Source organism: Enterobacter sp. JJBC, assembly GCF_036936505.1.
Taxonomy (GTDB): Bacteria; Pseudomonadota; Gammaproteobacteria; order Enterobacterales; family Enterobacteriaceae; genus Enterobacter; species Enterobacter hormaechei_C.
The window spans coordinates 2,200,620-2,218,858 of the sequence record NZ_CP136935.1 but is presented as its reverse complement, the minus strand read 5'-3'; the positions used below and the strand labels follow the sequence as shown (position 1 = coordinate 2,218,858).

Annotated in this window: 28 protein-coding genes and 5 pseudogenes; 11 read left to right on the top strand and 22 right to left on the bottom strand. The window is 51.2% G+C overall.

Going from position 1 to position 18,239, the window contains the following annotated elements; translation table 11 throughout:
• Window positions 1–3 precede the first annotated feature (3 nt).
• The 9 genes from RY075_RS10795 to RY075_RS10755 all read right to left on the bottom strand — a co-directional run bounded on the left by RY075_RS10795 (window position 4) and on the right by RY075_RS10755 (window position 4,190).
• Entirely contained in the window at window positions 4–633 is a 630-nt protein-coding gene (locus RY075_RS10795) for a glycoside hydrolase family 19 protein (protein WP_332971798.1), read from the bottom strand.
• On the bottom strand, window positions 630–911 hold the full coding sequence (locus RY075_RS10790) for a phage holin family protein (RefSeq protein WP_000220248.1): 282 nt from the start codon (window positions 909–911) through the stop codon (window positions 630–632). The genes RY075_RS10795 and RY075_RS10790 overlap by 4 nt, the downstream gene beginning before the upstream one ends.
• A complete protein-coding gene (locus RY075_RS10785; RefSeq protein WP_338628565.1) occupies window positions 908–1,312 on the bottom strand; it encodes a putative holin in 405 nt (134 codons plus the stop codon). Before RY075_RS10785 ends, RY075_RS10790 begins: the two co-directional genes overlap by 4 nt.
• 486 nt (window positions 1,313–1,798) lie before the next feature.
• Window positions 1,799–2,614: an antitermination protein gene (locus tag RY075_RS10780; protein ID WP_338628564.1), complete on the bottom strand. Its 816-nt coding sequence runs from the start codon at window positions 2,612–2,614 to the stop codon at window positions 1,799–1,801.
• Window positions 2,611–2,751 (bottom strand): YlcG family protein, encoded by a 141-nt coding sequence (locus RY075_RS10775; RefSeq protein ID WP_338628562.1) that lies wholly within the window; start codon window positions 2,749–2,751, stop codon window positions 2,611–2,613. The genes RY075_RS10780 and RY075_RS10775 overlap by 4 nt, the downstream gene beginning before the upstream one ends.
• Window positions 2,748–3,104 carry a RusA family crossover junction endodeoxyribonuclease gene (locus tag RY075_RS10770; RefSeq protein ID WP_332971802.1) on the bottom strand — a complete coding sequence of 119 codons (357 nt, stop codon included), beginning with the start codon at window positions 3,102–3,104 and terminating at the stop codon, window positions 2,748–2,750. Before RY075_RS10770 ends, RY075_RS10775 begins: the two co-directional genes overlap by 4 nt.
• A complete protein-coding gene (locus RY075_RS10765) occupies window positions 3,101–3,382 on the bottom strand; it encodes a hypothetical protein (RefSeq protein WP_017692886.1) in 282 nt (93 codons plus the stop codon). The genes RY075_RS10770 and RY075_RS10765 overlap by 4 nt, the downstream gene beginning before the upstream one ends.
• Window positions 3,383–3,384: 2 nt before the next feature.
• The gene (locus tag RY075_RS10760) at window positions 3,385–3,585 is read right to left on the bottom strand and encodes a hypothetical protein (protein ID WP_032645668.1); all 201 of its coding nucleotides are present in this window, start codon (window positions 3,583–3,585) and stop codon (window positions 3,385–3,387) included.
• Between the two features lie 5 nt (window positions 3,586–3,590).
• Window positions 3,591–4,190: a DUF1367 family protein gene (locus RY075_RS10755; RefSeq protein WP_332971803.1), complete on the bottom strand. Its 600-nt coding sequence runs from the start codon at window positions 4,188–4,190 to the stop codon at window positions 3,591–3,593.
• A 1,078-nt stretch (window positions 4,191–5,268) separates the two neighbouring features.
• Between RY075_RS10755 and RY075_RS10750 the strand changes: the two genes are divergently transcribed.
• Window positions 5,269–5,556: a hypothetical protein gene (locus tag RY075_RS10750; RefSeq protein WP_142977187.1), complete on the top strand. Its 288-nt coding sequence runs from the start codon at window positions 5,269–5,271 to the stop codon at window positions 5,554–5,556.
• A gap of 66 nt (window positions 5,557–5,622) precedes the next feature.
• Here RY075_RS10750 and RY075_RS10745 read toward each other — a convergent pair.
• The 4 genes and pseudogenes from RY075_RS10745 to RY075_RS10730 all read right to left on the bottom strand — a co-directional run.
• Window positions 5,623–5,849 (bottom strand): annotated as a pseudogene (locus RY075_RS10745) (DNA cytosine methyltransferase); the annotation flags it as partial.
• 784 nt (window positions 5,850–6,633) lie between these two features.
• A complete protein-coding gene (locus RY075_RS10740) occupies window positions 6,634–6,852 on the bottom strand; it encodes a hypothetical protein (protein ID WP_338628556.1) in 219 nt (72 codons plus the stop codon).
• A gap of 235 nt (window positions 6,853–7,087) precedes the next feature.
• On the bottom strand, window positions 7,088–7,360 hold the full coding sequence (locus RY075_RS10735) for a hypothetical protein (protein WP_338628554.1): 273 nt from the start codon (window positions 7,358–7,360) through the stop codon (window positions 7,088–7,090).
• Window positions 7,350–7,603, bottom strand: a pseudogene (locus tag RY075_RS10730) (DNA polymerase III subunit theta). Before RY075_RS10730 ends, RY075_RS10735 begins: the two are co-directional and overlap by 11 nt.
• A 22-nt stretch (window positions 7,604–7,625) precedes the next feature.
• Here RY075_RS10730 and RY075_RS10725 point away from each other — a divergent pair.
• The gene (locus RY075_RS10725; protein ID WP_332971805.1) at window positions 7,626–7,862 is read left to right on the top strand and encodes a hypothetical protein; all 237 of its coding nucleotides are present in this window, start codon (window positions 7,626–7,628) and stop codon (window positions 7,860–7,862) included.
• An 18-nt stretch (window positions 7,863–7,880) separates the two neighbouring features.
• Here RY075_RS10725 and RY075_RS10720 read toward each other — a convergent pair whose 3' ends face one another.
• From RY075_RS10720 to RY075_RS10680, 9 genes are all read right to left on the bottom strand, one after another.
• The gene (locus tag RY075_RS10720) at window positions 7,881–8,600 is read right to left on the bottom strand and encodes a DUF551 domain-containing protein (RefSeq protein WP_338628551.1); all 720 of its coding nucleotides are present in this window, start codon (window positions 8,598–8,600) and stop codon (window positions 7,881–7,883) included.
• Window positions 8,600–8,932, bottom strand: a complete 333-nt coding sequence (locus tag RY075_RS10715) for a hypothetical protein (protein WP_332971807.1) — start codon at window positions 8,930–8,932, stop codon at window positions 8,600–8,602. Before RY075_RS10715 ends, RY075_RS10720 begins: the two co-directional genes overlap by 1 nt.
• Complete coding sequence (locus RY075_RS10710) at window positions 8,929–9,189, bottom strand: DUF977 family protein (RefSeq protein WP_045629615.1); 261 nt, start codon at window positions 9,187–9,189, stop codon at window positions 8,929–8,931. The genes RY075_RS10715 and RY075_RS10710 overlap by 4 nt, the downstream gene beginning before the upstream one ends.
• Window positions 9,190–9,192: 3 nt before the next feature.
• Window positions 9,193–9,879, bottom strand: a complete 687-nt coding sequence (locus RY075_RS10705) for a DUF1627 domain-containing protein (RefSeq protein ID WP_332971808.1) — start codon at window positions 9,877–9,879, stop codon at window positions 9,193–9,195.
• An 11-nt stretch (window positions 9,880–9,890) separates the two neighbouring features.
• Window positions 9,891–10,583 (bottom strand): replication protein P, encoded by a 693-nt coding sequence (locus tag RY075_RS10700; protein ID WP_338628547.1) that lies wholly within the window; start codon window positions 10,581–10,583, stop codon window positions 9,891–9,893.
• On the bottom strand, window positions 10,567–11,559 hold the full coding sequence (locus RY075_RS10695) for a replication protein (RefSeq protein WP_332971828.1): 993 nt from the start codon (window positions 11,557–11,559) through the stop codon (window positions 10,567–10,569). Before RY075_RS10695 ends, RY075_RS10700 begins: the two co-directional genes overlap by 17 nt.
• Before the next feature lie 113 nt (window positions 11,560–11,672).
• Window positions 11,673–11,987: a hypothetical protein gene (locus RY075_RS10690; protein WP_338628545.1), complete on the bottom strand. Its 315-nt coding sequence runs from the start codon at window positions 11,985–11,987 to the stop codon at window positions 11,673–11,675.
• An 8-nt stretch (window positions 11,988–11,995) separates the two neighbouring features.
• A complete protein-coding gene (locus RY075_RS10685) occupies window positions 11,996–12,538 on the bottom strand; it encodes a toxin YdaT domain-containing protein (protein WP_006811599.1) in 543 nt (180 codons plus the stop codon).
• Window positions 12,539–12,540: 2 nt separating this feature from the next.
• A complete protein-coding gene (locus tag RY075_RS10680) occupies window positions 12,541–12,768 on the bottom strand; it encodes a YdaS family helix-turn-helix protein (protein ID WP_047654311.1) in 228 nt (75 codons plus the stop codon).
• Between the two features lie 104 nt (window positions 12,769–12,872).
• Here RY075_RS10680 and RY075_RS10675 point away from each other — a divergent pair, with 104 nt between their 5' ends.
• The 9 genes and pseudogenes from RY075_RS10675 to RY075_RS10635 all read left to right on the top strand — a co-directional run bounded on the left by RY075_RS10675 (window position 12,873) and on the right by RY075_RS10635 (window position 18,183).
• Window positions 12,873–13,307 (top strand): helix-turn-helix domain-containing protein, encoded by a 435-nt coding sequence (locus tag RY075_RS10675; RefSeq protein WP_080386850.1) that lies wholly within the window; start codon window positions 12,873–12,875, stop codon window positions 13,305–13,307.
• A 114-nt stretch (window positions 13,308–13,421) separates the two neighbouring features.
• Window positions 13,422–13,602, top strand: a pseudogene (locus RY075_RS10670) (hypothetical protein); the annotation flags it as partial.
• Window positions 13,602–13,787, top strand: a complete 186-nt coding sequence (locus tag RY075_RS10665) for a DUF1482 family protein (RefSeq protein ID WP_338628542.1) — start codon at window positions 13,602–13,604, stop codon at window positions 13,785–13,787. The pseudogene RY075_RS10670 and the gene RY075_RS10665, both read left to right, overlap by 1 nt.
• A 9-nt stretch (window positions 13,788–13,796) precedes the next feature.
• Window positions 13,797–13,955 (top strand): YdaE family protein, encoded by a 159-nt coding sequence (locus RY075_RS10660; RefSeq protein ID WP_032654607.1) that lies wholly within the window; start codon window positions 13,797–13,799, stop codon window positions 13,953–13,955.
• Between the two features lie 85 nt (window positions 13,956–14,040).
• Entirely contained in the window at window positions 14,041–14,328 is a 288-nt protein-coding gene (locus RY075_RS10655) for a DNA breaking-rejoining protein (protein WP_072140058.1), read from the top strand.
• 122 nt (window positions 14,329–14,450) lie between these two features.
• Window positions 14,451–14,993: pseudogene (locus RY075_RS10650) on the top strand (RecE family exodeoxyribonuclease); the annotation flags it as partial.
• Between the two features lie 1,425 nt (window positions 14,994–16,418).
• Window positions 16,419–17,384: pseudogene (locus RY075_RS10645) on the top strand (RecT family recombinase); the annotation flags it as partial.
• A gap of 34 nt (window positions 17,385–17,418) precedes the next feature.
• On the top strand, window positions 17,419–17,901 hold the full coding sequence (locus tag RY075_RS10640) for a hypothetical protein (protein WP_072140056.1): 483 nt from the start codon (window positions 17,419–17,421) through the stop codon (window positions 17,899–17,901).
• A gap of 39 nt (window positions 17,902–17,940) precedes the next feature.
• Window positions 17,941–18,183, top strand: coding sequence for a DUF4060 family protein (locus RY075_RS10635; protein ID WP_072140055.1), 243 nt, complete (start codon window positions 17,941–17,943; stop codon window positions 18,181–18,183).
• The last annotated feature ends 56 nt before the right edge of the window (window positions 18,184–18,239 follow it).

Below are 18,239 nucleotides of genomic sequence, written 5' to 3'. Positions count from 1 at the left end.
ACCTCACACCAGAACGGATTTCGCCAGGTTAAACAGCGCGCGGCGTTTATCAAGACCATTACGTCCACCGTTAATAAGCAGCGTAACGCGCTCAACATCGCCGGAATGAAGCAGGCAACCGCGGGACGAATAGAACCATGCGGCTGAGCGCGCGGCGTATTCATCCTGTTCAAGCAACTCCGGGTGGGTAACAAGATCCAGTTTCAACGCGTGGCCACAACTGCGGTAGTTGCTCAGGCCGGTAACCTGTTTCAGCCCGCGACCGCGATATTTCCAGCCATCACCGGCAAACTGATTGCCCAGGTGTTCTTTACCCCACTCTCCACCGTATACCAGATTAGCGATTGCTTTCTGATTAGCCGGGTGCGCTGCCGTTCTGCCAAGCGCGGCGGCCTGCTGTGGAGTGATGCGGTGGCTGCCGAACGTCGGTACCAGGTTTTCAGCCGCATAATTCAGGTTTTCCACCAGCCGGGTAAATCTGGTGCTTTCATGCCCCATCTGGGCAATAAACATGGCCTGGTCAAGCGGTGCTGTGATGCCGTATTCCTTCATGGCGGCGTCGATATGCGGAAACCAGCGCGCAGCTAACCCGGCGCTTATACCTGCCGCCTTTTGAAATTGTGTTTGGTTCACGTTGTGCTTTCCCCTGCGATTCTTGCGATGTTGCCCCGTGCTCGCCATACGGCTATGCAGACAACCAGATTGACGACCAACTCTCCATAATCAACCTGCACGTAATCACCATGCCAGATTCGGAAAGCAGTAAACGCTGGTGCGAGAATCAGCCCATAAGCCAGGAACTCCATCAGACGGCGTCGGCGTAGACTCCGCTTTCTGAAGAACATCAGGCGTATGGTTATCAGGATGCATGCAACAGCGTTAATGTTCAGGATCAGTGTTTGCCACGTCATTCTTCCCCCTTCAATCCGGGTAAGTCTCCTGTCTTCGAGCGCTTAACAACGCGAAGCAGGACGGTGACAGAAACCGTTGAGGCCGCCAGCGCGCCAATGGCTGGAGATACTTTCACGGCAACTGGCGGAGAAAGGTGACTTAATGCCGCATTGATAAGCGCTGCGATGATTTCAGATGCTGTCCCGGCGCAGTAAACCCCACCGATAAACGAGATAAGCGCAAACAATATCTGCTTCCAGAGCTTGTGATCTTCACTACTAAGGACGTAAAGAGCGGCCCCAGCAAGTGAGCAAAGCATTACGGCTGGGGTAGCTTCTGGAAACATCGTGGCGAAGGTTATTCCGGTAGTGCCGGCGGCCACGCCTGCCGTTACCGTTGCAGATATCGGTTCTGCGGACATTTTGCCCCCTCTTATTGCTGTGAATCCTCTCAGTAAGTTTGAGGGGAAATAAAAAAGCCCCGCATATGCGAGGCTCTAAAAATTCTTTGCCACTTCCCGGAGTGGCCACGCTCATGCCCTTGAGTTGCTGTCGCTTCATCGCCGCTCATGACCGGTGCGCGTCTGGCGTTCGCGCTGCTTTACCGGCATACCCTTTCCTCGATTAACCCTCACCAGCGGTATGTCGCAGTTCGGACCTGCGTCTGGCTCTCTACGCGGAGACTCGGGGCAGCATCATGACTGCTGCATTACCTTTCGGTTACGGCCTACCCGCCTAAATGTGCATTTTCTTCCCCTCCAGAAATGCAAAAGCCCCACGGTGTAAACCGCAGGGCTTGTTTGTGTTACTACTCAACGAATGCAGTAACCCATCGTTAGAGAGAAATTAACACAGATTCCGGAAATGTAAATAGCCCACTATGAATTAATGCGCTATTTTCTTGAGCGCTATCTGGTAATTTGCTTGAGTTGCGCCTCCGCCCACGCTTCCTCAATGTCGAATTTAGTGATCAGCTGGTCGTAGAACCGCTTAACGGACTTCTCCCAGGTGGCAACGGATATCGCATCGGTAATACGGCAAACAGCCGCATATGCCTCAGTCGAGGGGATACGCTCATATCCACGTCCGCCACAACGCTTACAGTCGGCCAGAACCGGCACGCCCTGCTTTTCAGTGAGGTCCTGATTCACTGCTTTACCGCGCCCGTGGCAGTCTTTGCAGGCGCAACTGACAACTTTCTTACCTTTGCAGGCCGAACACAGAACCCGCACCACCTCTTTCACCTTGCGTTTAACCTCGAAATCACTCGGAGATTGCTTAAGGTCTTTTGCCCACTGCGGTAGCCTCATGGTGTAGTGCGATTTCATCGTGAAAACATCAGCCTCAATGAATCCCTGCCCCGAGCAGCAATCACACTGTTTCACGCTTGCGGCGCTGCGGGAATAATCCTCAAAAGCGAAGGTGGCCAGCTGCCGCATTACCAGTGGCTTAACGGCATCGTCCAGCTTGCGCAGCGCGGCAACCTTATCGCATTTGGTTAACGCGTACTCAGCCAGCAACTCAATCGCCCTCTCCCGATCGTTGTTGCTGATGCCCATCTTTCCAAGAAAGGCACTGTAGCCCATGGCGGCGCGTTCCTGGGTCATGCCCATGGCAGCCATAACATCAGTCCCGGTCAGTGAATCTGAAGCAGTGGCGCGAGGAGAATCGCTAATAAGCGTCGATTTGGCGAAGTGGTATTTCACGGTGTTTTCGAGGTTCATGCTGCGGCTCCTGCTATCTGGTAAATGCGAAAAAGGTTTCTAAGAATGCGGTAATCCACCAGCACGGAACCCGGGCGGCGGTAAAATCGCAGGCGCAGCCAGCGCGCGCGGAGTACCTCAAGCGTTTCTGGCTTCATGTGGCCTCCCCGATGATAATTTGCCCGGTTTCTCCCCAGATTTTGGTAACCCGCCCGTCCCAGACATGGCTATCTTCGTCAAACACCGCATCCAGTAGAGCCTTTTCCAGGTTGTCTTTGTCAGGCTTTTGCTGGTGAGGCCGGCCGACATATTGCTCCCGCTTTGTCTTACTCCAGCTCTTCGGCATGGGGATGACGAACGTGACGTGATATCCGGACTCAGGCAGGCGGATGCCCAGCAACCGGACCTGTTCTTTGTATGCCCAGTAAGCTGCTGTTGCTGGTCGTTTATGCCATCGATCACGCTGAGTCATTCGGGGCTTGCCAATCGGCGTAATTTCGTAAATTTTCATGCGGGTACCACCAGCCCGCGGCGGGCAACTTCAATCACTGTCAGAACAATCGCACGGTCCATAAGCTGCCGACGCTCATCTCTGTTCAGCTTATTTCCGTTATCAATGCTGTCATGACAGCAAACGCAGAGCGCAGCTGTCGCACAGTCATCGGTTTTTAATCCCATGCCTTTCCCTTCGTTCCGGTGTGCCACCTGCGTCCCCCATGCTCCACAAAGAACACAACGCTCGATCTGGCCGACGGCGGCGAGCCATTTTTTGCTGCGATAAATAGCCATGCTCACCCCCATATCCGGTTTTGCCACCGGCGATTTATACGCGGTGGTTTATTACCTTCAGGCAGCCGGGCGCTGACGGTCCAGGTGAGATAATCTGAGTTCAGGTTGCGCTCTACCTTCACGCCGCGGCGCTGGTATTCCGCCATGAGTTCTTCGGCCTGCTGGGTTGTGCAATCGGTATGATGGAACCAGGTCTTCTTCATACCCGTCACCCCGCGAAGCTCATGAGTTGCGCAGCGGCGTTCTCCGCCTCGCCCTGGTCCCTGAATGCTTTGGATAATATCCAGCGCCAGAGGACGTCAAGCGCGGCCTTGTACAGCTGCTGGAACTCAATTTCGTCCATGTTGGCGAATGAAATACTGCGTGGGTGCTTCTGAAGTGTGCCATCAGGAAGTTTGATAGCGTCGTAATGCCCGGCCTGAATAGTCACCCAGGCGCGGTATGCATCGAAGGATTTACAGAGGCTGATCCCGTTTGTTACGCGGCGGCTCGCAACCTGCTCAAGATAGTGCTCAGCGGCATCGAGCAGGGCGCCTTCGTTTCCGCCATAGGAAGCCAGGAATTTAGCGTAGCCGGTAACCAGCTTGCGCTCGTTGGAGGAGATTGCGCCGCCGGTAGGCTCCCAGGATTCGAAGCCCAGATTCAGCAAAGCGAAGAAGCGGCGATGAAACGCTGGATTGCGTACCTGTTTGAAGTCGGCCACCAGCACGGCGCCGAGCTTTATTTTTGATTGCAGTAAATCGCTGCTCTCCGGCGTAGCCGGGATCAGGATCCCTGAGGACTGTTTGATGAGTTGTAACTGCGCCATGGACGTTTTCTCCGTGGCGCATCGTAGTCAGGTTACCGGTTGTTCAGGCCGATGGAATCATTATGCTATTCAGGTACTAAAAAGGTCAATTGCGGGTTGATAACTCTCTCACAATCTCGGCCAGCACTTCTCGTGATGTGACGCGCTCATCCGCAAGGAGGTGTTTATGGACAACCTCTGAGCCGAGCCCAGAGAGGAGGACGCGATCCCCGGGCCTGAGATGAAACGAGCATACCGCTTTTCCATCGGACCGCACCACCTGGTATAAATACCAACCTCCATCAGAACATACCTCAGCCACGTCACCCCCCTCACTTTGCTATCACCAAATACCCTCTCCCGGCGGGGAGAAATCCACTCCACAGAGCCAAAATAACAAATGGCGCAAATTTCCTAATAGATTCGCCGGAAGAAAAATTCATTTTTCTCTGTAGCACTTTAACCATACAACAAAATACTGTATGCATAAACAGTATTTATTCGTTTCGCTTAAGTATGCACATGAAATACATGCCTGCGCAAGACCATTCATCTCATTGATTTAAATAAATTTTTCCGCTACTTCCGTGTAAAAACCGACCTTATTTTTTAACACTTTCGCGGCGTAGAGAGTGATGAGGTAAATAACTGATTAGAAAACCCCCACCCCCTATGGGAGAAGGGTGAAGCTGCTTTTGTGGGTATATTACTGGGGTGACACTTTTTGTCAGGTTGATAATTTTTTGCCGGTCACCGGTTATTAACTGATCGATTTCATAGATCAATATTCTTGTATCGATCGGTATTATCGATCATGTGCAGGTCGCCTATTCACCGGGCGTGTAAAAGGCCTCCGGAGAGGCCCTGGCTGTCGATATGGGGATTCCCATATCGCTTGTATGGTCTGTTTGCGGCCTGGCCTGATGCGACTACGCCCACTAAAAATGGGGATTGTAAGGCCCAGATGCTTCTGTAAAAGTGAAGGCTACGCCCAAGGAAGGCGAAAAGAAGCTAATCACAACATGGAACTATATAAAAACTAAAAAAATATGAAGTAGACGGTTTTATTGTTGTTTCACTACCTTAAAAAGGTGTTTCTATGGCTACCTGCCCAAATTGTTTCAGAACTATCACCAATAACCATTGCCCTGACTGCGAAGAAAATGAGCGCGCCAAAACAAGGCATGGTTCTTCGAGCAGCTACATGAGCACATACACCCCACCACCATCGAGTACTCCCTATTCAAGCGGCTACAGTGGAGGGACTGGATATGGCGGGAAGAAACTACCAGCTACGCCTGGTGAAATCGTTTTCAATGTCATTGCCGCGATTGTAATCATCAGTATTGGTTTGTTTGTTACTTATCAAATAATGATTTCGGCGTAAAAAAAAGCATCGTCTCACCTAAAACGCCGGGAATTACCCCGGCGTTTTCATTCTCGCCTTAAACCATTAAGCTGCCCTCTCTCTTGCTTCGCACATCTCCGGCATGTTCGCCCTCACCAGCGCCTCAGCGAATGGCGGAGGAACTGTATTTCCACAACGTGCCACCTGCCATCCTTCGCGTACCTCATGCCCCGGAAATCCTGGTCGATGATGTACCACTCCTGGAAGCCCTGCGCCCGGTATAGCTCATGAGGTTGCAGCATGCGCATGCCAATATCGACTATGCGATAATCTAGGACTTTGATAAGCAGTTAGGGCCGCACTGTTTGCGCAGAAATTCTTAGTCCTGCTGTGGGCGCTGCTCGTTGTCCCCATACACAGCCATCAATGTTTTCCCTTTACCTTCGTGCGCCCCGCCTGCGATACAGTCGCCATTTGCTGGTAGATGCGCTGCCCATCCCGGCAAATCAAAAGTAGTTTCTTTAGATAAGATATGATCGATGCGTGGCGATTGTTGAAGGGCATGCTGTTGACAAATTATCAACAGACTCTCATAGAGAGTGAAAACTTTGAATTACACGACTCAAAGAACTTGGAAAAGGGTGTCAACGGTTAAGGATGTTAACTATATGTTACACGCAACTTAAAAATAAACACCTGTCGTTGACGATTCTTACGCAGATTGCGCGATATCATGTTGCGCAATTCTGACCTTTCATTGAAGAAATCATCACTCGATCAAATTTTGAATTTTTTTTCTGGATTATTGACATGTGTTCCAGGCCTTACGGTACGAGGACTTAGCCTTTTTTACCCTTTCACAACCTCAATTTAACGTCAAAATCAACCCTTGTGCTGAAAAGATTACTTACTAGAATACTCATCATATAGCGCAATTATTTTTTGCAAGCCCTATATGTAGTATTTAAACATTTAAATTTTTACGGCCTGCCGGAAATGAAAAAACCCGGCTGATTAGACCGGGTTCTTCAATCGGTAACTGGAGGTGAGAACTCCACTTACCGTGCCAAATGTATCTGGCGACTGGAGTTAGCTTAAACAAATGAACTGAATTCTTCAAGCGAGGGGACGGAACAAGAACGCTTCCGGACACTTCAGAGAACCTTGAAGATTGATATACAAGTAAAATTTTTTTGCCAGGGTTTTTGGTGATTCTTGAACCCCACCCAACCCAAAATCGTGCTGAATGTATCTGGCGACTACTGATACAGCAACTGCAAAGGCAAGCCCAAGGGTATTTGCGGCGAGGCGCGATGAACAAATAGGAAGCTGCATGGCATTGTTCCTGTTGATCTTAAAACTCGCGCCCCCGGTGACGGCCATCATTACGGCCCTGCGGGGATACTTCAAAGACCGCTAACCCTAAGCCCAGGAGGCTATTATGGTTGCATTGCTGTTGAAAATCGTACCGCCGATGTTCGTGATCATTAACGCGATCATTGAGTACGTAAACCAGCGTCCTTAAGCCTGGTTTTGAAAAGGCCCGGAGTATTGGGCCTTATTAACTTCGTTACAGCAGCTCATCTGGGATTGGTTTCACACCTGAGCTTTCAATGAACTGGATTATCTCCTGCCCAGTTGCGCTACGACCAATGGCTACCGCGTATACGTGCCCGTTATGCTGAATATGGTCAACCTCAAACGTTTTGAGGGGAGTGCCATTGTTTCCACAACCAGCAGCCTGAACGGTAACTTCTCCTAGAAGCAACTTTTGTTTGGGATAATCGTCCATCTTGATCTTCCCATCGAGACCGCGACCAATCAATAGATATTCAACTTTCACCTAGCATCCTCCTGCTTCTGATAACCGGTTCGTTGCCTTTCGGCAAAATGATAGAACGTTCCCGATAATATCTTAGACACTCAATAAAATACTCTCGGTACTGCTCAGGTTGTTCTCAGGCCATCTGCTCCGCGATGACGGGTATATTCAAACGCTCTTTGTAAACAACGCTGAGGCGGAAAGATCAACGTTAACTTTGTCGCGATCTTCCTGCGGTTTTGCAGCTATATTGAAGCTTGGCATAGTAATTTAACTTAGAGTCAGTATGGATAAGAAAAACTACTTAAGGATAGTTGCAGCTTTTATTATTGCACTTATGTTTATAATTGTTCCAGCAGATAAAATGGTTAATGACCAGTCATTTGACTTAACTTACAAATTCATTTGGAATCTTGGGGTTCCTGAAGGTGACATATTCCCCTATGTCATTAATGTTCCGCTCATATCTGCGCAAATTTTTGGCGTCCTTGCCATAGTATGGTTACTCAATAGAGTTAAGTAACCCCACCTTTCACTTCACCTACTGCTGCGGCGCTGCTGGCAACGGCGTCCAGTGGGTTACGGTTATTGGATGGTATTCAATGCCGTAGTTCTGCTCGTAAACCTGCGCGTACCATCCCTTATCTCTTTTATCGAATTTAACGTATTGAGCAACATGCAACTCAACACCGAAATCAGGACGAGGCCAGATATAAACGAAGTCATCGTTATCCGGCATCCGCTCACTGCAAGCCACCCAACCATCAGGACAGTTACCATCGGCCTTGGCCTGAAAATTGGCATGCTGCAACTCGACGCCTTTTGTTGAGGAATTCAATAATGGCGCGGCTTTGACGGCGTGCAGCGACTCGGCGTTTTCGTCACCCTGAAGCATGGCGGCGCGGTGGGCTTTCCAGCCGCCACGGAAAGTGTCGTCAAAGTCGTCATCTTCCATGAACCGACGCTTGTACTCTTCTCGTGTCAGCTCGTCCGGCACAAATACCGGCGCTGGCTGAGCGGTGTAAACAGGCATAACGTCGCTTTGCCCTTTATTGCTCTCGTCAGTCAAAGACCAGAACAGCCTGCCTGCCGGATGCTTGAAGATGTACGCCACCGGCTCCGCTTCGAGCGATGCCAGCGCTAACTTCATCGCTTCGAGCGCCATTGCCGCATCTTCGTTTACTGCTCCGGGAGTTGCATCGCGCTCTTCTTCAAGCTCTGCGATAGTCTGATTTAGCCATTCTTTTAGGGGAGTATTCATCACTTCAAACCCTCCAACATTGGCAGCCGGTACACAGGTACCGCTTTGTATTCCTCTCCCGGTGATTCTGCCATTTCGTTGAGGGCACTAATTTCTGAGACTAAGGGGGCCTCGCCATAAGCAACGCAGAACTCATCTAAATGAGCCTCACCTTCAGAATCAGCTATGGCATACAGGAATGGCTCGGCCTTCAACACAGCCTGCGCGATTTTAGCCAAGCATTTATCCATCTGCGCCAGCTTGCTCTCAGGGAATCCGGCAACCATAGCGAGTCGCATTTCTGTGCGCGCAATCAACTGCTCTTTGGTGAATTCTTTGGTAATTTTGCTCATGCTGCCGCCTTGTTATGTGAAAAACGTTTCAGGTCAAAGTCGATTGTTGCCCGCTGGTCACGGAAGATTCCGCAGCGCCCGTGGCGAACCAGGCCACCCTGCTCCACCGCTACGCGGAGATATTTCTCCGCTGTGGTCCGGTGCAGGCCGAACATCGCAACGACGTCATTCGTGGTGATGCGCCCCTGCTCCTTCACCAGTTCGATAATCCGGTTGATGATCAGGGCGCGTTCTTTGTCGGTTTTCTTTCTGGCCATCGGTTATTCCCTCCCTGTCAGCTGCTGCACGAGATTTCTGTGGCTACTAATAACACGAACCGCGTCACGCAGTTTGGTCAGTTGCTCCAGCTTGTTTCTGGTACGGCGGATTTCGCGAGAAATGTCCCGCACCGCTGGTACCGCTTCAACTGCGGCGAACCCTTCGGTGAACGAGGGGATTTCACTCACGATCAGTTCGACCGGTTTTGCTTCTTCCGGCGCGGCAGGTGCCTCCGGTACCGGTTCTTGCTTAACGGGTTCTGTCACACCAGCAAGGGACCAGGTAACGCCTTTGCCCTTCCCGTTCTTCACCACAACGCCCTGGCGCTCCAGCGCGCGAAGAACAGAGACCATTCCGCGGGCATTGCGATTGACGGCCGCGGCCAGCGAAACGGTCGTCATTGCCCCCTGCTCACGCAGGTGCTGTCGGACGACGGCAGGATCAACGGGTTCCGGCTCCTCACCTTTCAGACGCGGCGCCGGATGAACAGGTGCCTTTGGCATTGACTGCTGAGGCTGACCTGTCACGGTACCGAGGAACCAGCCGCCATCGCCAAAATCGCACAACCCCTGATCACGCTGCTCACGTAACATGGTGAGCGCATCAACCGGGTCGATATCAAGACGGGCAGCAACTTCGCGGTATGTCGCCCGGCCCATTTTTTCCAGTGCTTGAATTACGGTTTCCATGTGATTGCCTCTCAAATCAGTCCAGCGTCTTTTCGCTGTTTGTATTTCGCCATCAGCATCTGCGCCGGAGTCGGGCCTCGATCCTGAGCTGGTGCGGTTAGTGCCCGGCGTACTGGTGGAACAGGTTTTCCATCAAGAACACGCATTTCCCAGTCGTGGAGTAGATCACCAGCAACGCGAACAAGTTCTTTCTCGCTGAGCTGGCCGTCAGTACCGCGTCTGCGAAGTTCAAGGCAAATGTGATAGAGCACGGGCTGGCTCCACGGATATTGCTCACTGGTCGGGTAGCGAAAAACCAGCTTTCGCCAGCGCCAGTATTCAGACATGACATCGTCCACGGTGATACCGAGGGTGCCATGACCTTCCCGGCACCATGCGATGAACTGACCTGGCGACGGCAGGAACGGACGTTCCTGGCGACGTGCAATGCGCAGCCCGGCGTTCACTTGTTCCATGGTGGTGATCCCGTTTTCACGAAATGCCAGAGCCCACTGGCGGCGCAGTTCGTCAAACTCAGACTGGTCGCTGAAGCTATGCACGCTGGCCGGGAATGCTGCACGCAAGGCGCTAAACAGCGCGTTGAAGATTTCAGCGGTCTGCTCGGCGGGCGTGTCCTGCACATCCGGCAATTCAGGCATGCCGCGTGCTATGCGCGCAAAATTTTCACGGTCTATGCTGACCATCTGCTCAGAAAGACTTTTCATCGAACACCCCGTTGATCCAGTCTGTGTTGTTGAAGTCGACCTTGCCCTTCGCAGTGGTCTTCGTTGGCTGTCCACCGCTGCGCAGGCGCTTGGTAGTTAGGTCGTCCCACTTCCTGCGCAGGCTTGACGGACTCAGGATGTTGTCTTTCCAGAAATCATCCTTGTTGGCCCACTTGAACAGATCGCAAATCTCGAAGTGCGTACGTTTGTCCTGGACGCGCATCAGGCGGATTGTGTTAGCCCATTCGACCCATTTCGGTTCGCTCAGGCTGGCATTGACGGTCAGGCGCAGAGAATGAATCCAGCGAGCGGCTTTGAGATCGTCAGCAGTTCCCCATGATTTACCTGCCGGGGTGTAAATTCCGTCAGCAGCTTCAGGGTGACGAGAGAGGAATTTTTGAGTCGCCTCGTTTCGGGATTCTTCAGAATTCCGAGACGAAGAGATCTTATTATTTATATTGTTGTTATTATATTGTTGTTCATGATGCGCGGGGAATTGCGCGGTGTTATGCGCGGGTAAATGCGCGGCATGTCCCTCGAAAGCCGCGCCACTACTGGCTTCGTCATGCGCGGTGAAATGCTCGCCGTTATGCGCGGGGAATTGCGCGGGTAAATCGTCTATTTTTTGAGCATATTGCTCATAATTTGTGATGGTTATCACAGTGCCTTTTCGCTTCTCTCCAGAACGAGAAATCATTCCTTCGCGCTCGAAAACATCAAGCATCCTGTCCACGGCGTGGCGACTACTCGGCTTCCCTTCCCGGTCGCATAATTTCAGCCCCAAATCGGCCGTTGTGGTTACCAGTTGTCCGGTTTGTAAGGGCCATTGACGGCCTTTAAAGTTCGCCGTGTAGGGCTGACGTGCAGCACCCAAAAGAAGGTTCTCCCACAACGTGCGCAGGAACACATCTTTCGCCCAGGGCTTCTTCAGTACGCTCCGGTACAACGGGATGAATCCGGTCTTCTGGTTCTCCATCCGGTTGCTCCTGATGGCACTACGTGCCGCAAAATCGGCATAAGCGACATTTGACATGCTATGCCCCTTTAGCCTGGTGTTTAGTACATGCGTTTGTCATAATGACCTCGCAATTACGTCCCGTTTTTGCACCCGAAAGCCGTTGGTGACCCCTCACCGCGGCTTTCACCCTTTAAGAACAGACCCTGCTGCTTCTCGCGCTTGATGCGCTTCGATTCAAACCGGTCTGCTGGCAACGTCTGTTTCTCTGCCCATAACTTTGCGTGACGCAAAACATCATCGAAAATCCTCCCCTTACGACTTGCCTGAGACATTCGCTTGTACATATCGACGGCCTGAAATGCCCCCCCCTGCGCGACAGCTGCGGTGAAGCCCTGCCGGATAAGTTCTTCGCGAACGTGCTTTTCAATAAACTCGACATGATTCACTGCGCACCTCACATGACACCCGGGCCCATGACTGCGAGACCACTCAGAACCTGAACAACAGCCTCGCCAGGCAGAAGCGCCAGCAGGTGTTCAATGCCCTCCCTCACCTCTTTCACCAGCTGGTGCTGCGGCGCCCTCAGAATCACCGCGCGTTTCGCTTCCCCGATCTCCTTCTCCATCGCTGCATAACGCGTCATAAAGCAGTCCTGAGGTACCAGGCGGCCACGGAACTCAAGCGGTAGAACGGCGATGATCGCGGGCGACAGCTGGCTGATGTTTTTGCGCGCATACTCCGTATCACCATCGAGCCAGCGGAAGAGTTTCTGACGCTTACGGCTCAGGTCTTCGGGAAATTCCAGCCCGGCGCCGCCCTGTCGTTCCCACTCCTCAACGATGATCCCGGCAACGACATCCTGGTTATCCAGTGACGCGGCCCAGGCACGAACGGCATCGCGGATCTGTTCGTGCTTATCTGCCGCGCCTGGCTGATTGCGATTTATCATCGCAACCGGAGTTAATCCGGTATTTTGTTGATATGAAATGGCATGCATGGTCATAACTCCTGCTGCGGAAGGCCGTCTGTAGGGTTGGGATAGATATCACCGCGCATCTGATGTGGGGTGACCTTCCATCCGAGAGCCTCACATACTGGAATTACGCGATGTGCAGGAGTCTCGCTATTCAGCCAAAGGCTAACTGTTTGCGGAGTTGTTCCGAGTCGTTTAGCCAGCTCGGTCTGGCTCATGATTGAGCAGATAATGGTTTTAAGATTCGAATTCATAGAGCCTCCTTGGAAATACAAGAAAACATTACATCACCGAATCACCTTTAACAAGTTTTTCTTGTGTCAATCTTGCAATGTCTTCTACAAGCGAGGCTTGTAAAATGATGATTATGAAAACAGAACAGCATGAAAACTTTGTCCGCAGGCTTCAGCTCATCCAGGATCAAACCGGCTGGAACCTATCTGAGATTGCCAGGAGAGTTACTGTTTCTCCTCAGGCTGTTCAGCAATGGGCTAAAGGTGAGACAACTCCTCGTGGTGAGCGCCTTAAAAGACTTGCAGCTGTAACTGGTAAACCTGAGCATTGGTTTTTCATGCCGCCAGACGAAGATGGTGATAATGATTTTTTACAGACAGAACCTGTAGCGCCAGGGCGGAATGAGTTAGATGACAAAGAGAAAGCCCTTTTAGCTCTCTTCAACCAGATGCCAGAAGCCGAGAAGAACAGACTTATAGTCCATGCAAAAGCCACTTTAAAAGAACTCGATCTCCTAAAGGATGACGTTCTCAGCATCATCAAAAATATTAACGATTAAATTCATATAATTAGCAGCTATTCATCTCGAATAGCTGCTTTCACACGCCCTCAATAACAATTTTTTCTTGTATTTAATCTTGTAAAAAGCAAATTTACCTTGTAACTTTAAGCCATCGACAACAAGCGCATCGTTGTCAGGTGATAAACGTTCCGCTGGCCGGCGACAAGGCAAAGAGGATGAGATGATTGATTTTGCACGCAAACCAGCACAGCCGCAGGCCGTTCGCCTCAACTGGATTACAGTCAGAATCCGCCAGCTTTGTTACTTACTGGCTCAAAAGGGTACTCCGTAATGAACACTTTATTCGCACTGGTTCTGACAGTTATCTCCATTAACGGTGAATCGCAGGATGTCGTTATCGATGTTTATGACAACCAGCAACAGTGCCATGCAGCTGCTGTTGAGCAAAACGTGAATGGTGAGTGCTGGCCTGTCGAAGGAATTATTCGTAACGGCGAGATCCCGGCAAGCCTCTAAGGAGCGGAAATGAAGAAAGAATGCGGATACTGCCGCAAGCCTTTTGAAGCGGGGAAAGAAGTTAAACGCACCTTGCTTTATTTTTGTGGCAATAATCTTGCCCGTAAAGAAAAAGAGTATTGCTCAAAACAGTGTGCTGAAAAAGACCAGATGGCACACGAAGCGTAATTAGCAGCCCTGTAATTTGAAATAAAAATTCGCCATTTATTTGGCGTGGATTCTTACACCCTGAATAAACCAAAAGGAACATTTTATGGAAATCGTAAAAGTCGAATTAAATCTGAAAGCAATTAACAAAAGCATCGCTTTATTCAACTGCGACAAGAAAGTATCTGGCCTGATTCATACCACTGAAAACGGTGAAACCATCGTCGTACTTGATGGGGGTTATGTTCTTGACTCGTTCGACTGTCCGCACTGCGCTATCGAGGCTATCAGCCTGTTGGCCGTGAAAATTAACGATGGTGAAAGGAACGGGCACGGCAGCTATCACCAGCACAAGCGCAACTTCATGGAGCGTGCATTCATCACTGTCCATTAAAAAGCCCACCGAAGTGGGCCTGCCTGTCCGGTCTCACCGACCAAAGCGAACCGGACATCCCCAGGTAAATACGAGGTGTCTTTCAGGCACCTCCAGTCTACACGATAAGAGGATTATGTGTCATGACTAACACGAACCCAGTATTTCTTGTTCGAAGAGCAAAAAAACAGTCTGGTCAGCCTGATGCAGTTTTATGGTGCAGCGAAGACTTTGAAACCGCTAATGCCACCCTGGATTATTTACTGCTTAAGTCCGGCCGCAAATTTAAAGACTATTACAAAGCTGTCGCAACTAATTTCCCTGTTGTTAACGAACTTCCACCGGAAGGCGAAATCAGTTTTACCTTCTGTGATTATTATCAGCTCGATAAAGGCAAAATGAACTGGGAGCAGATCCCTGGGGTTTCTCTGCCCGAGCATCCTGCAACACAAAAAGCGGAAATGGCCGAAGCCACGGTCGTTAATGGCGTTGACACCTCTACTGGTGAAATCGTCGACGAACAGGCTTTTAACGAGGCTGATGCATTTCCTCCGACCGATTCTGATCTGAAGATTGACGAAGGCGACGACGAAAACACGCGCTACCCAATCGTGCAGATGTCGTTCCGCAAGCAGCTGCTGTCGCAGCTTACGTCGGATGAACTTCGCTATCACCTCACGCAGGCGGAGTATCAGGAAATAAGCACGCTGGAAATGGACACTGATAACGGGTACGTCCAGAACCTGCTGCTGGCAGCCGCAAGCGTAGAAAAGATCCAGACTCTGGATATGCCATTTCTGTGGAAATACACCAGAGCCGTCAGAGACGTTTTCGATATGGAGAAACGTCACGAGCTATCTCTGGTTTTGAAGTTCACGCAAGTTTGGGCAGAAACGTCACATCTCGATCGCGGAATTTTGACAAAAGAATGGGCCAAAGGTAACCGCATCAGCGCTGTGCAGCGTACTGACTCAGGTACTAATGCCGACGGCGGCTATGTTACCGACCGCGGCGAAGGTGCACACCATACGCTTGACACTCTCGATCTGGAGATCGCTTGCGCCCTGCTGCCGATGGATTTCAACCCACACGAAATACCAGGCAGCGTGCTGCGCCGCGCGAAGGAAATCGTCGCTAAAAAAGAGGAACCATGGAAATCGTGGAGCAACATCCTGCGCAATCAACCGGGGGTACTGGCGGTTAACCGCACAGCAATCTTCAATCTCGTGCGTATCGCTCCTGAGAACATCCATAAGACGCCAGCTGCTCATCTGGAATTTGTTAACCGGACAATGACCACAAATTTCAATTCCACAACCGAGTTAATGCCGCTGCCTTCTGCCGCCCCAGTTATTTCACGTGAAGACGTGGACAAGCAGCTGGCAGCTGAACGTGGAGAATTTGTCGAGGGTATTAGCGACCCAACAGATCCAAAATGGGAAACAACCCACCGTATGGCCACCACTACTCACGAAGAGAATTTACAACGGATTCGTGAAGAAGGTGCGCGCCGCCGCGCTGAGGAAGTGAAAGAGCAGCCGGAAATCACAAGTATGGGCAACGGCATGTTTTCCATTGAAGGCCTGCTCAACCAGAGCGCCTCAAATGAAGCAGAAAAAACGGAAGTGGAGACCACCAGCAATGTGCAGGTTCAAGAGAATAACAGTAATGAAGAACCGACTTGTGATGCGCTGTCACCGGGCAAAGTCGTATTGCAGCCAGGTGAAAGCAGTGCTGACACTGGTGAGGAACCAGCTACCGTAGAGCCGTCTGCCGCTGAGATTCTGGCCACCAGCGCGCCGAGTCTCGCCAGCCAGGACAGGGATGATGCAACCCAAATTCCTGATTCAGTAGACCAGAACGAACCAGAATCGGCACAAAACGAACCAGAAGTGCATCAGGAAGAACCAGCTGTTGAATATCCTGCTTATTTCGAGCCAGGCCGCTATGAAGGTCTTCCGAACGAGGTTTATCACGCCGCTAACGGCATCAGCTCTACCCAGGTAAAAGATGCGCGCGTGTCGCTGATGTACTTCAATGCGCGCCACGTTGAAAAAACCATCGTCAAACAGCGCTCCGCAGTTCTGGACATGGGCAACTTAGTGCATGCGCTGGCGTTGCAGCCTGCGGATTGCATGGCGATTGTTATGCAAGCCATGCAGTGGGGCATGAACCCTTACGCGGTGGCGCAAAAAACTCACTTGGTCAACGGCCAGTTGGGTTACGAAGCGCAGCTTGTTAACGCCGTAATTACCAGTTCCAGTGCCATTCATGGCCGTTTTCATTATCGCTACGGCGGCGACTGGGAACGTTGCACCAAAACCAAAGAAGTGACCCGTGAAAAAATGGGTAAGAACGGTAAGTACACTGTTGCCGAACGCGTTCGCGACTGGACTGATGAAGACGAAGAAGGTCTCTATGTTCAAGTCGGAGCAATTCTTCGTGGGGAAAGTGAAATCACCTGGGATAAACCTCTTTACCTGTCGCAGGTGGTTACACGAAATTCGCCGCTGTGGGTTTCAAAGCCCGACCAGCAAATAGCCTACCTCGGCGTGAAATATTGGGCGCGCTTGTACTGCCCACACGTGATTCTAGGCGTTTACACGCCTGATGAGATTGAGCAGCCCACCGAAAGGGAAATTAATCCGGCACCGGTTCAGAAAATGAGCCTGGCTGATATCAAAGGTGAAAATGTAGTAAACGCGCAGGATCCTCAGGAGCCATCTGTAAATATCGACACCCTGGCCCAGGATTTCCGCGACCGCATTGAGGCCGCTCAGGATGTGGATAGCGCCAAAGCGGTCCGTGCCGACATTGAAACGGCTAAAGCGACGCTTGGATCCGCACTGTTCACCGAGCTGAAAAACAAAGCCGTTAAGCGGTACTACCTGGTAGATGCACGTAACAAGGTTGAGGCGGCTATCAACTCCCTACCTTCTCCGGAAGAACCGGACGCGGCAGAGCGATTCGCGGAAGCCGAACGTGTGCTCGCATCTTCAAAGCGTCACCTGGGCGACGAACTGCACGATCAGTTCAACATCACCCTGGCGGATATGAAACCGGAATACGTGGACTAAGGGAGGCGGGAGGGGCCGCCCTCCCGGTAACGAGATGACGAAAATTACTGAAGGCAAAGAATATTGTTACCGCTATTTCGACGGGCATGACAGCGAAGGGAGACCGACCGTTAGTCTGTGGAAGCGAGTCATTATCCGTGAAACCGAAAAGACCTTTTGGCACGTCGAAGATATGCCCAACATGACGTTTGAACAGTTAGTCCAGTACCGCACCGGTGGACGCAGGGAGAATCAAAAATACCACGTTAAGCGTTGCCTGAAAGGCGCTGACCGTTCCCGTTATCACTATACGCGCGAAGAGGCGCTACGCGCCTTTGTGTACCGGAAAATGTACCAACTGGAAAAAGTCCAGCTTACCGCTGAGACAGTGCAGATGTGCCTTGCCGGTATGCGTGAAGCCGGAATGATTACCGGCGGGTACCGCTGCACAGTCGAAAAATTGCCGGATGATGCGGGCTTTCTCGCTGCATCAGTTCCCGGGCCAGTCGCTTCAACCTATAGCTGGGGAGAGTACTGATGTTCAAATCATCTACTTGGTTAATTTCAGGAGGCGACCATGCGACTGATTAACCGCGGAAGTGAGCAATCTCCGTTAGCGCGCCGGGCTTGCGATCTTGCTCTGGCTGCCTATGCAGAACGCTACGGCGAATATGGGCGCAGCAAGATGAAAGAGACGTATACGGTGAGGGTTGAAGGCGTGAAGGTATGGGTGGAGATCGTGAACAGGAAAGCGAGCTATGTGGCCACCGCGATGACCGGCATGCGCCGACTCCGTTCCCTGCCCGGGCAAGTCGCCTGATATTGAAATATCACCCTATCGGGCTTTGATGGCTCATATTAATCAAACTGGAGGTT

Coding starts and splice junctions, on each gene's coding strand:
- RY075_RS10780 (WP_338628564.1), bottom strand. CDS start 2,614: ATGAACCTCGAAAACACCGTGAAATACCACTTCGCCAAATCGACGCTT.
- RY075_RS10665 (WP_338628542.1), top strand. CDS start 13,602: ATGAACACTTTATTCGCACTGGTTCTGACAGTTATCTCCATTAACGGT.
- RY075_RS10710 (WP_045629615.1), bottom strand. CDS start 9,189: ATGGCCAGAAAGAAAACCGACAAAGAACGCGCCCTGATCATCAACCGG.
- RY075_RS10695 (WP_332971828.1), bottom strand. CDS start 11,559: ATGGAGAACCAGAAGACCGGATTCATCCCGTTGTACCGGAGCGTACTG.
- RY075_RS10750 (WP_142977187.1), top strand. CDS start 5,269: ATGGCTACCTGCCCAAATTGTTTCAGAACTATCACCAATAACCATTGC.
- RY075_RS10775 (WP_338628562.1), bottom strand. CDS start 2,751: ATGAAGCCAGAAACGCTTGAGGTACTCCGCGCGCGCTGGCTGCGCCTG.
- RY075_RS10770 (WP_332971802.1), bottom strand. CDS start 3,104: ATGAAAATTTACGAAATTACGCCGATTGGCAAGCCCCGAATGACTCAG.
- RY075_RS10705 (WP_332971808.1), bottom strand. CDS start 9,879: ATGGAAACCGTAATTCAAGCACTGGAAAAAATGGGCCGGGCGACATAC.
- RY075_RS10715 (WP_332971807.1), bottom strand. CDS start 8,932: ATGAGCAAAATTACCAAAGAATTCACCAAAGAGCAGTTGATTGCGCGC.
- RY075_RS10680 (WP_047654311.1), bottom strand. CDS start 12,768: ATGAATTCGAATCTTAAAACCATTATCTGCTCAATCATGAGCCAGACC.
- RY075_RS10660 (WP_032654607.1), top strand. CDS start 13,797: ATGAAGAAAGAATGCGGATACTGCCGCAAGCCTTTTGAAGCGGGGAAA.
- RY075_RS10675 (WP_080386850.1), top strand. CDS start 12,873: ATGATGATTATGAAAACAGAACAGCATGAAAACTTTGTCCGCAGGCTT.
- RY075_RS10685 (WP_006811599.1), bottom strand. CDS start 12,538: ATGCATGCCATTTCATATCAACAAAATACCGGATTAACTCCGGTTGCG.
- RY075_RS10635 (WP_072140055.1), top strand. CDS start 17,941: ATGCGACTGATTAACCGCGGAAGTGAGCAATCTCCGTTAGCGCGCCGG.
- RY075_RS10640 (WP_072140056.1), top strand. CDS start 17,419: ATGACGAAAATTACTGAAGGCAAAGAATATTGTTACCGCTATTTCGAC.
- RY075_RS10785 (WP_338628565.1), bottom strand. CDS start 1,312: ATGTCCGCAGAACCGATATCTGCAACGGTAACGGCAGGCGTGGCCGCC.
- RY075_RS10725 (WP_332971805.1), top strand. CDS start 7,626: ATGGATAAGAAAAACTACTTAAGGATAGTTGCAGCTTTTATTATTGCA.
- RY075_RS10755 (WP_332971803.1), bottom strand. CDS start 4,190: ATGGCGCAGTTACAACTCATCAAACAGTCCTCAGGGATCCTGATCCCG.
- RY075_RS10700 (WP_338628547.1), bottom strand. CDS start 10,583: ATGAAAAGTCTTTCTGAGCAGATGGTCAGCATAGACCGTGAAAATTTT.
- RY075_RS10655 (WP_072140058.1), top strand. CDS start 14,041: ATGGAAATCGTAAAAGTCGAATTAAATCTGAAAGCAATTAACAAAAGC.
- RY075_RS10740 (WP_338628556.1), bottom strand. CDS start 6,852: ATGCAGCTTCCTATTTGTTCATCGCGCCTCGCCGCAAATACCCTTGGG.
- RY075_RS10790 (WP_000220248.1), bottom strand. CDS start 911: ATGACGTGGCAAACACTGATCCTGAACATTAACGCTGTTGCATGCATC.
- RY075_RS10720 (WP_338628551.1), bottom strand. CDS start 8,600: ATGAATACTCCCCTAAAAGAATGGCTAAATCAGACTATCGCAGAGCTT.
- RY075_RS10760 (WP_032645668.1), bottom strand. CDS start 3,585: ATGAAGAAGACCTGGTTCCATCATACCGATTGCACAACCCAGCAGGCC.
- RY075_RS10765 (WP_017692886.1), bottom strand. CDS start 3,382: ATGGCTATTTATCGCAGCAAAAAATGGCTCGCCGCCGTCGGCCAGATC.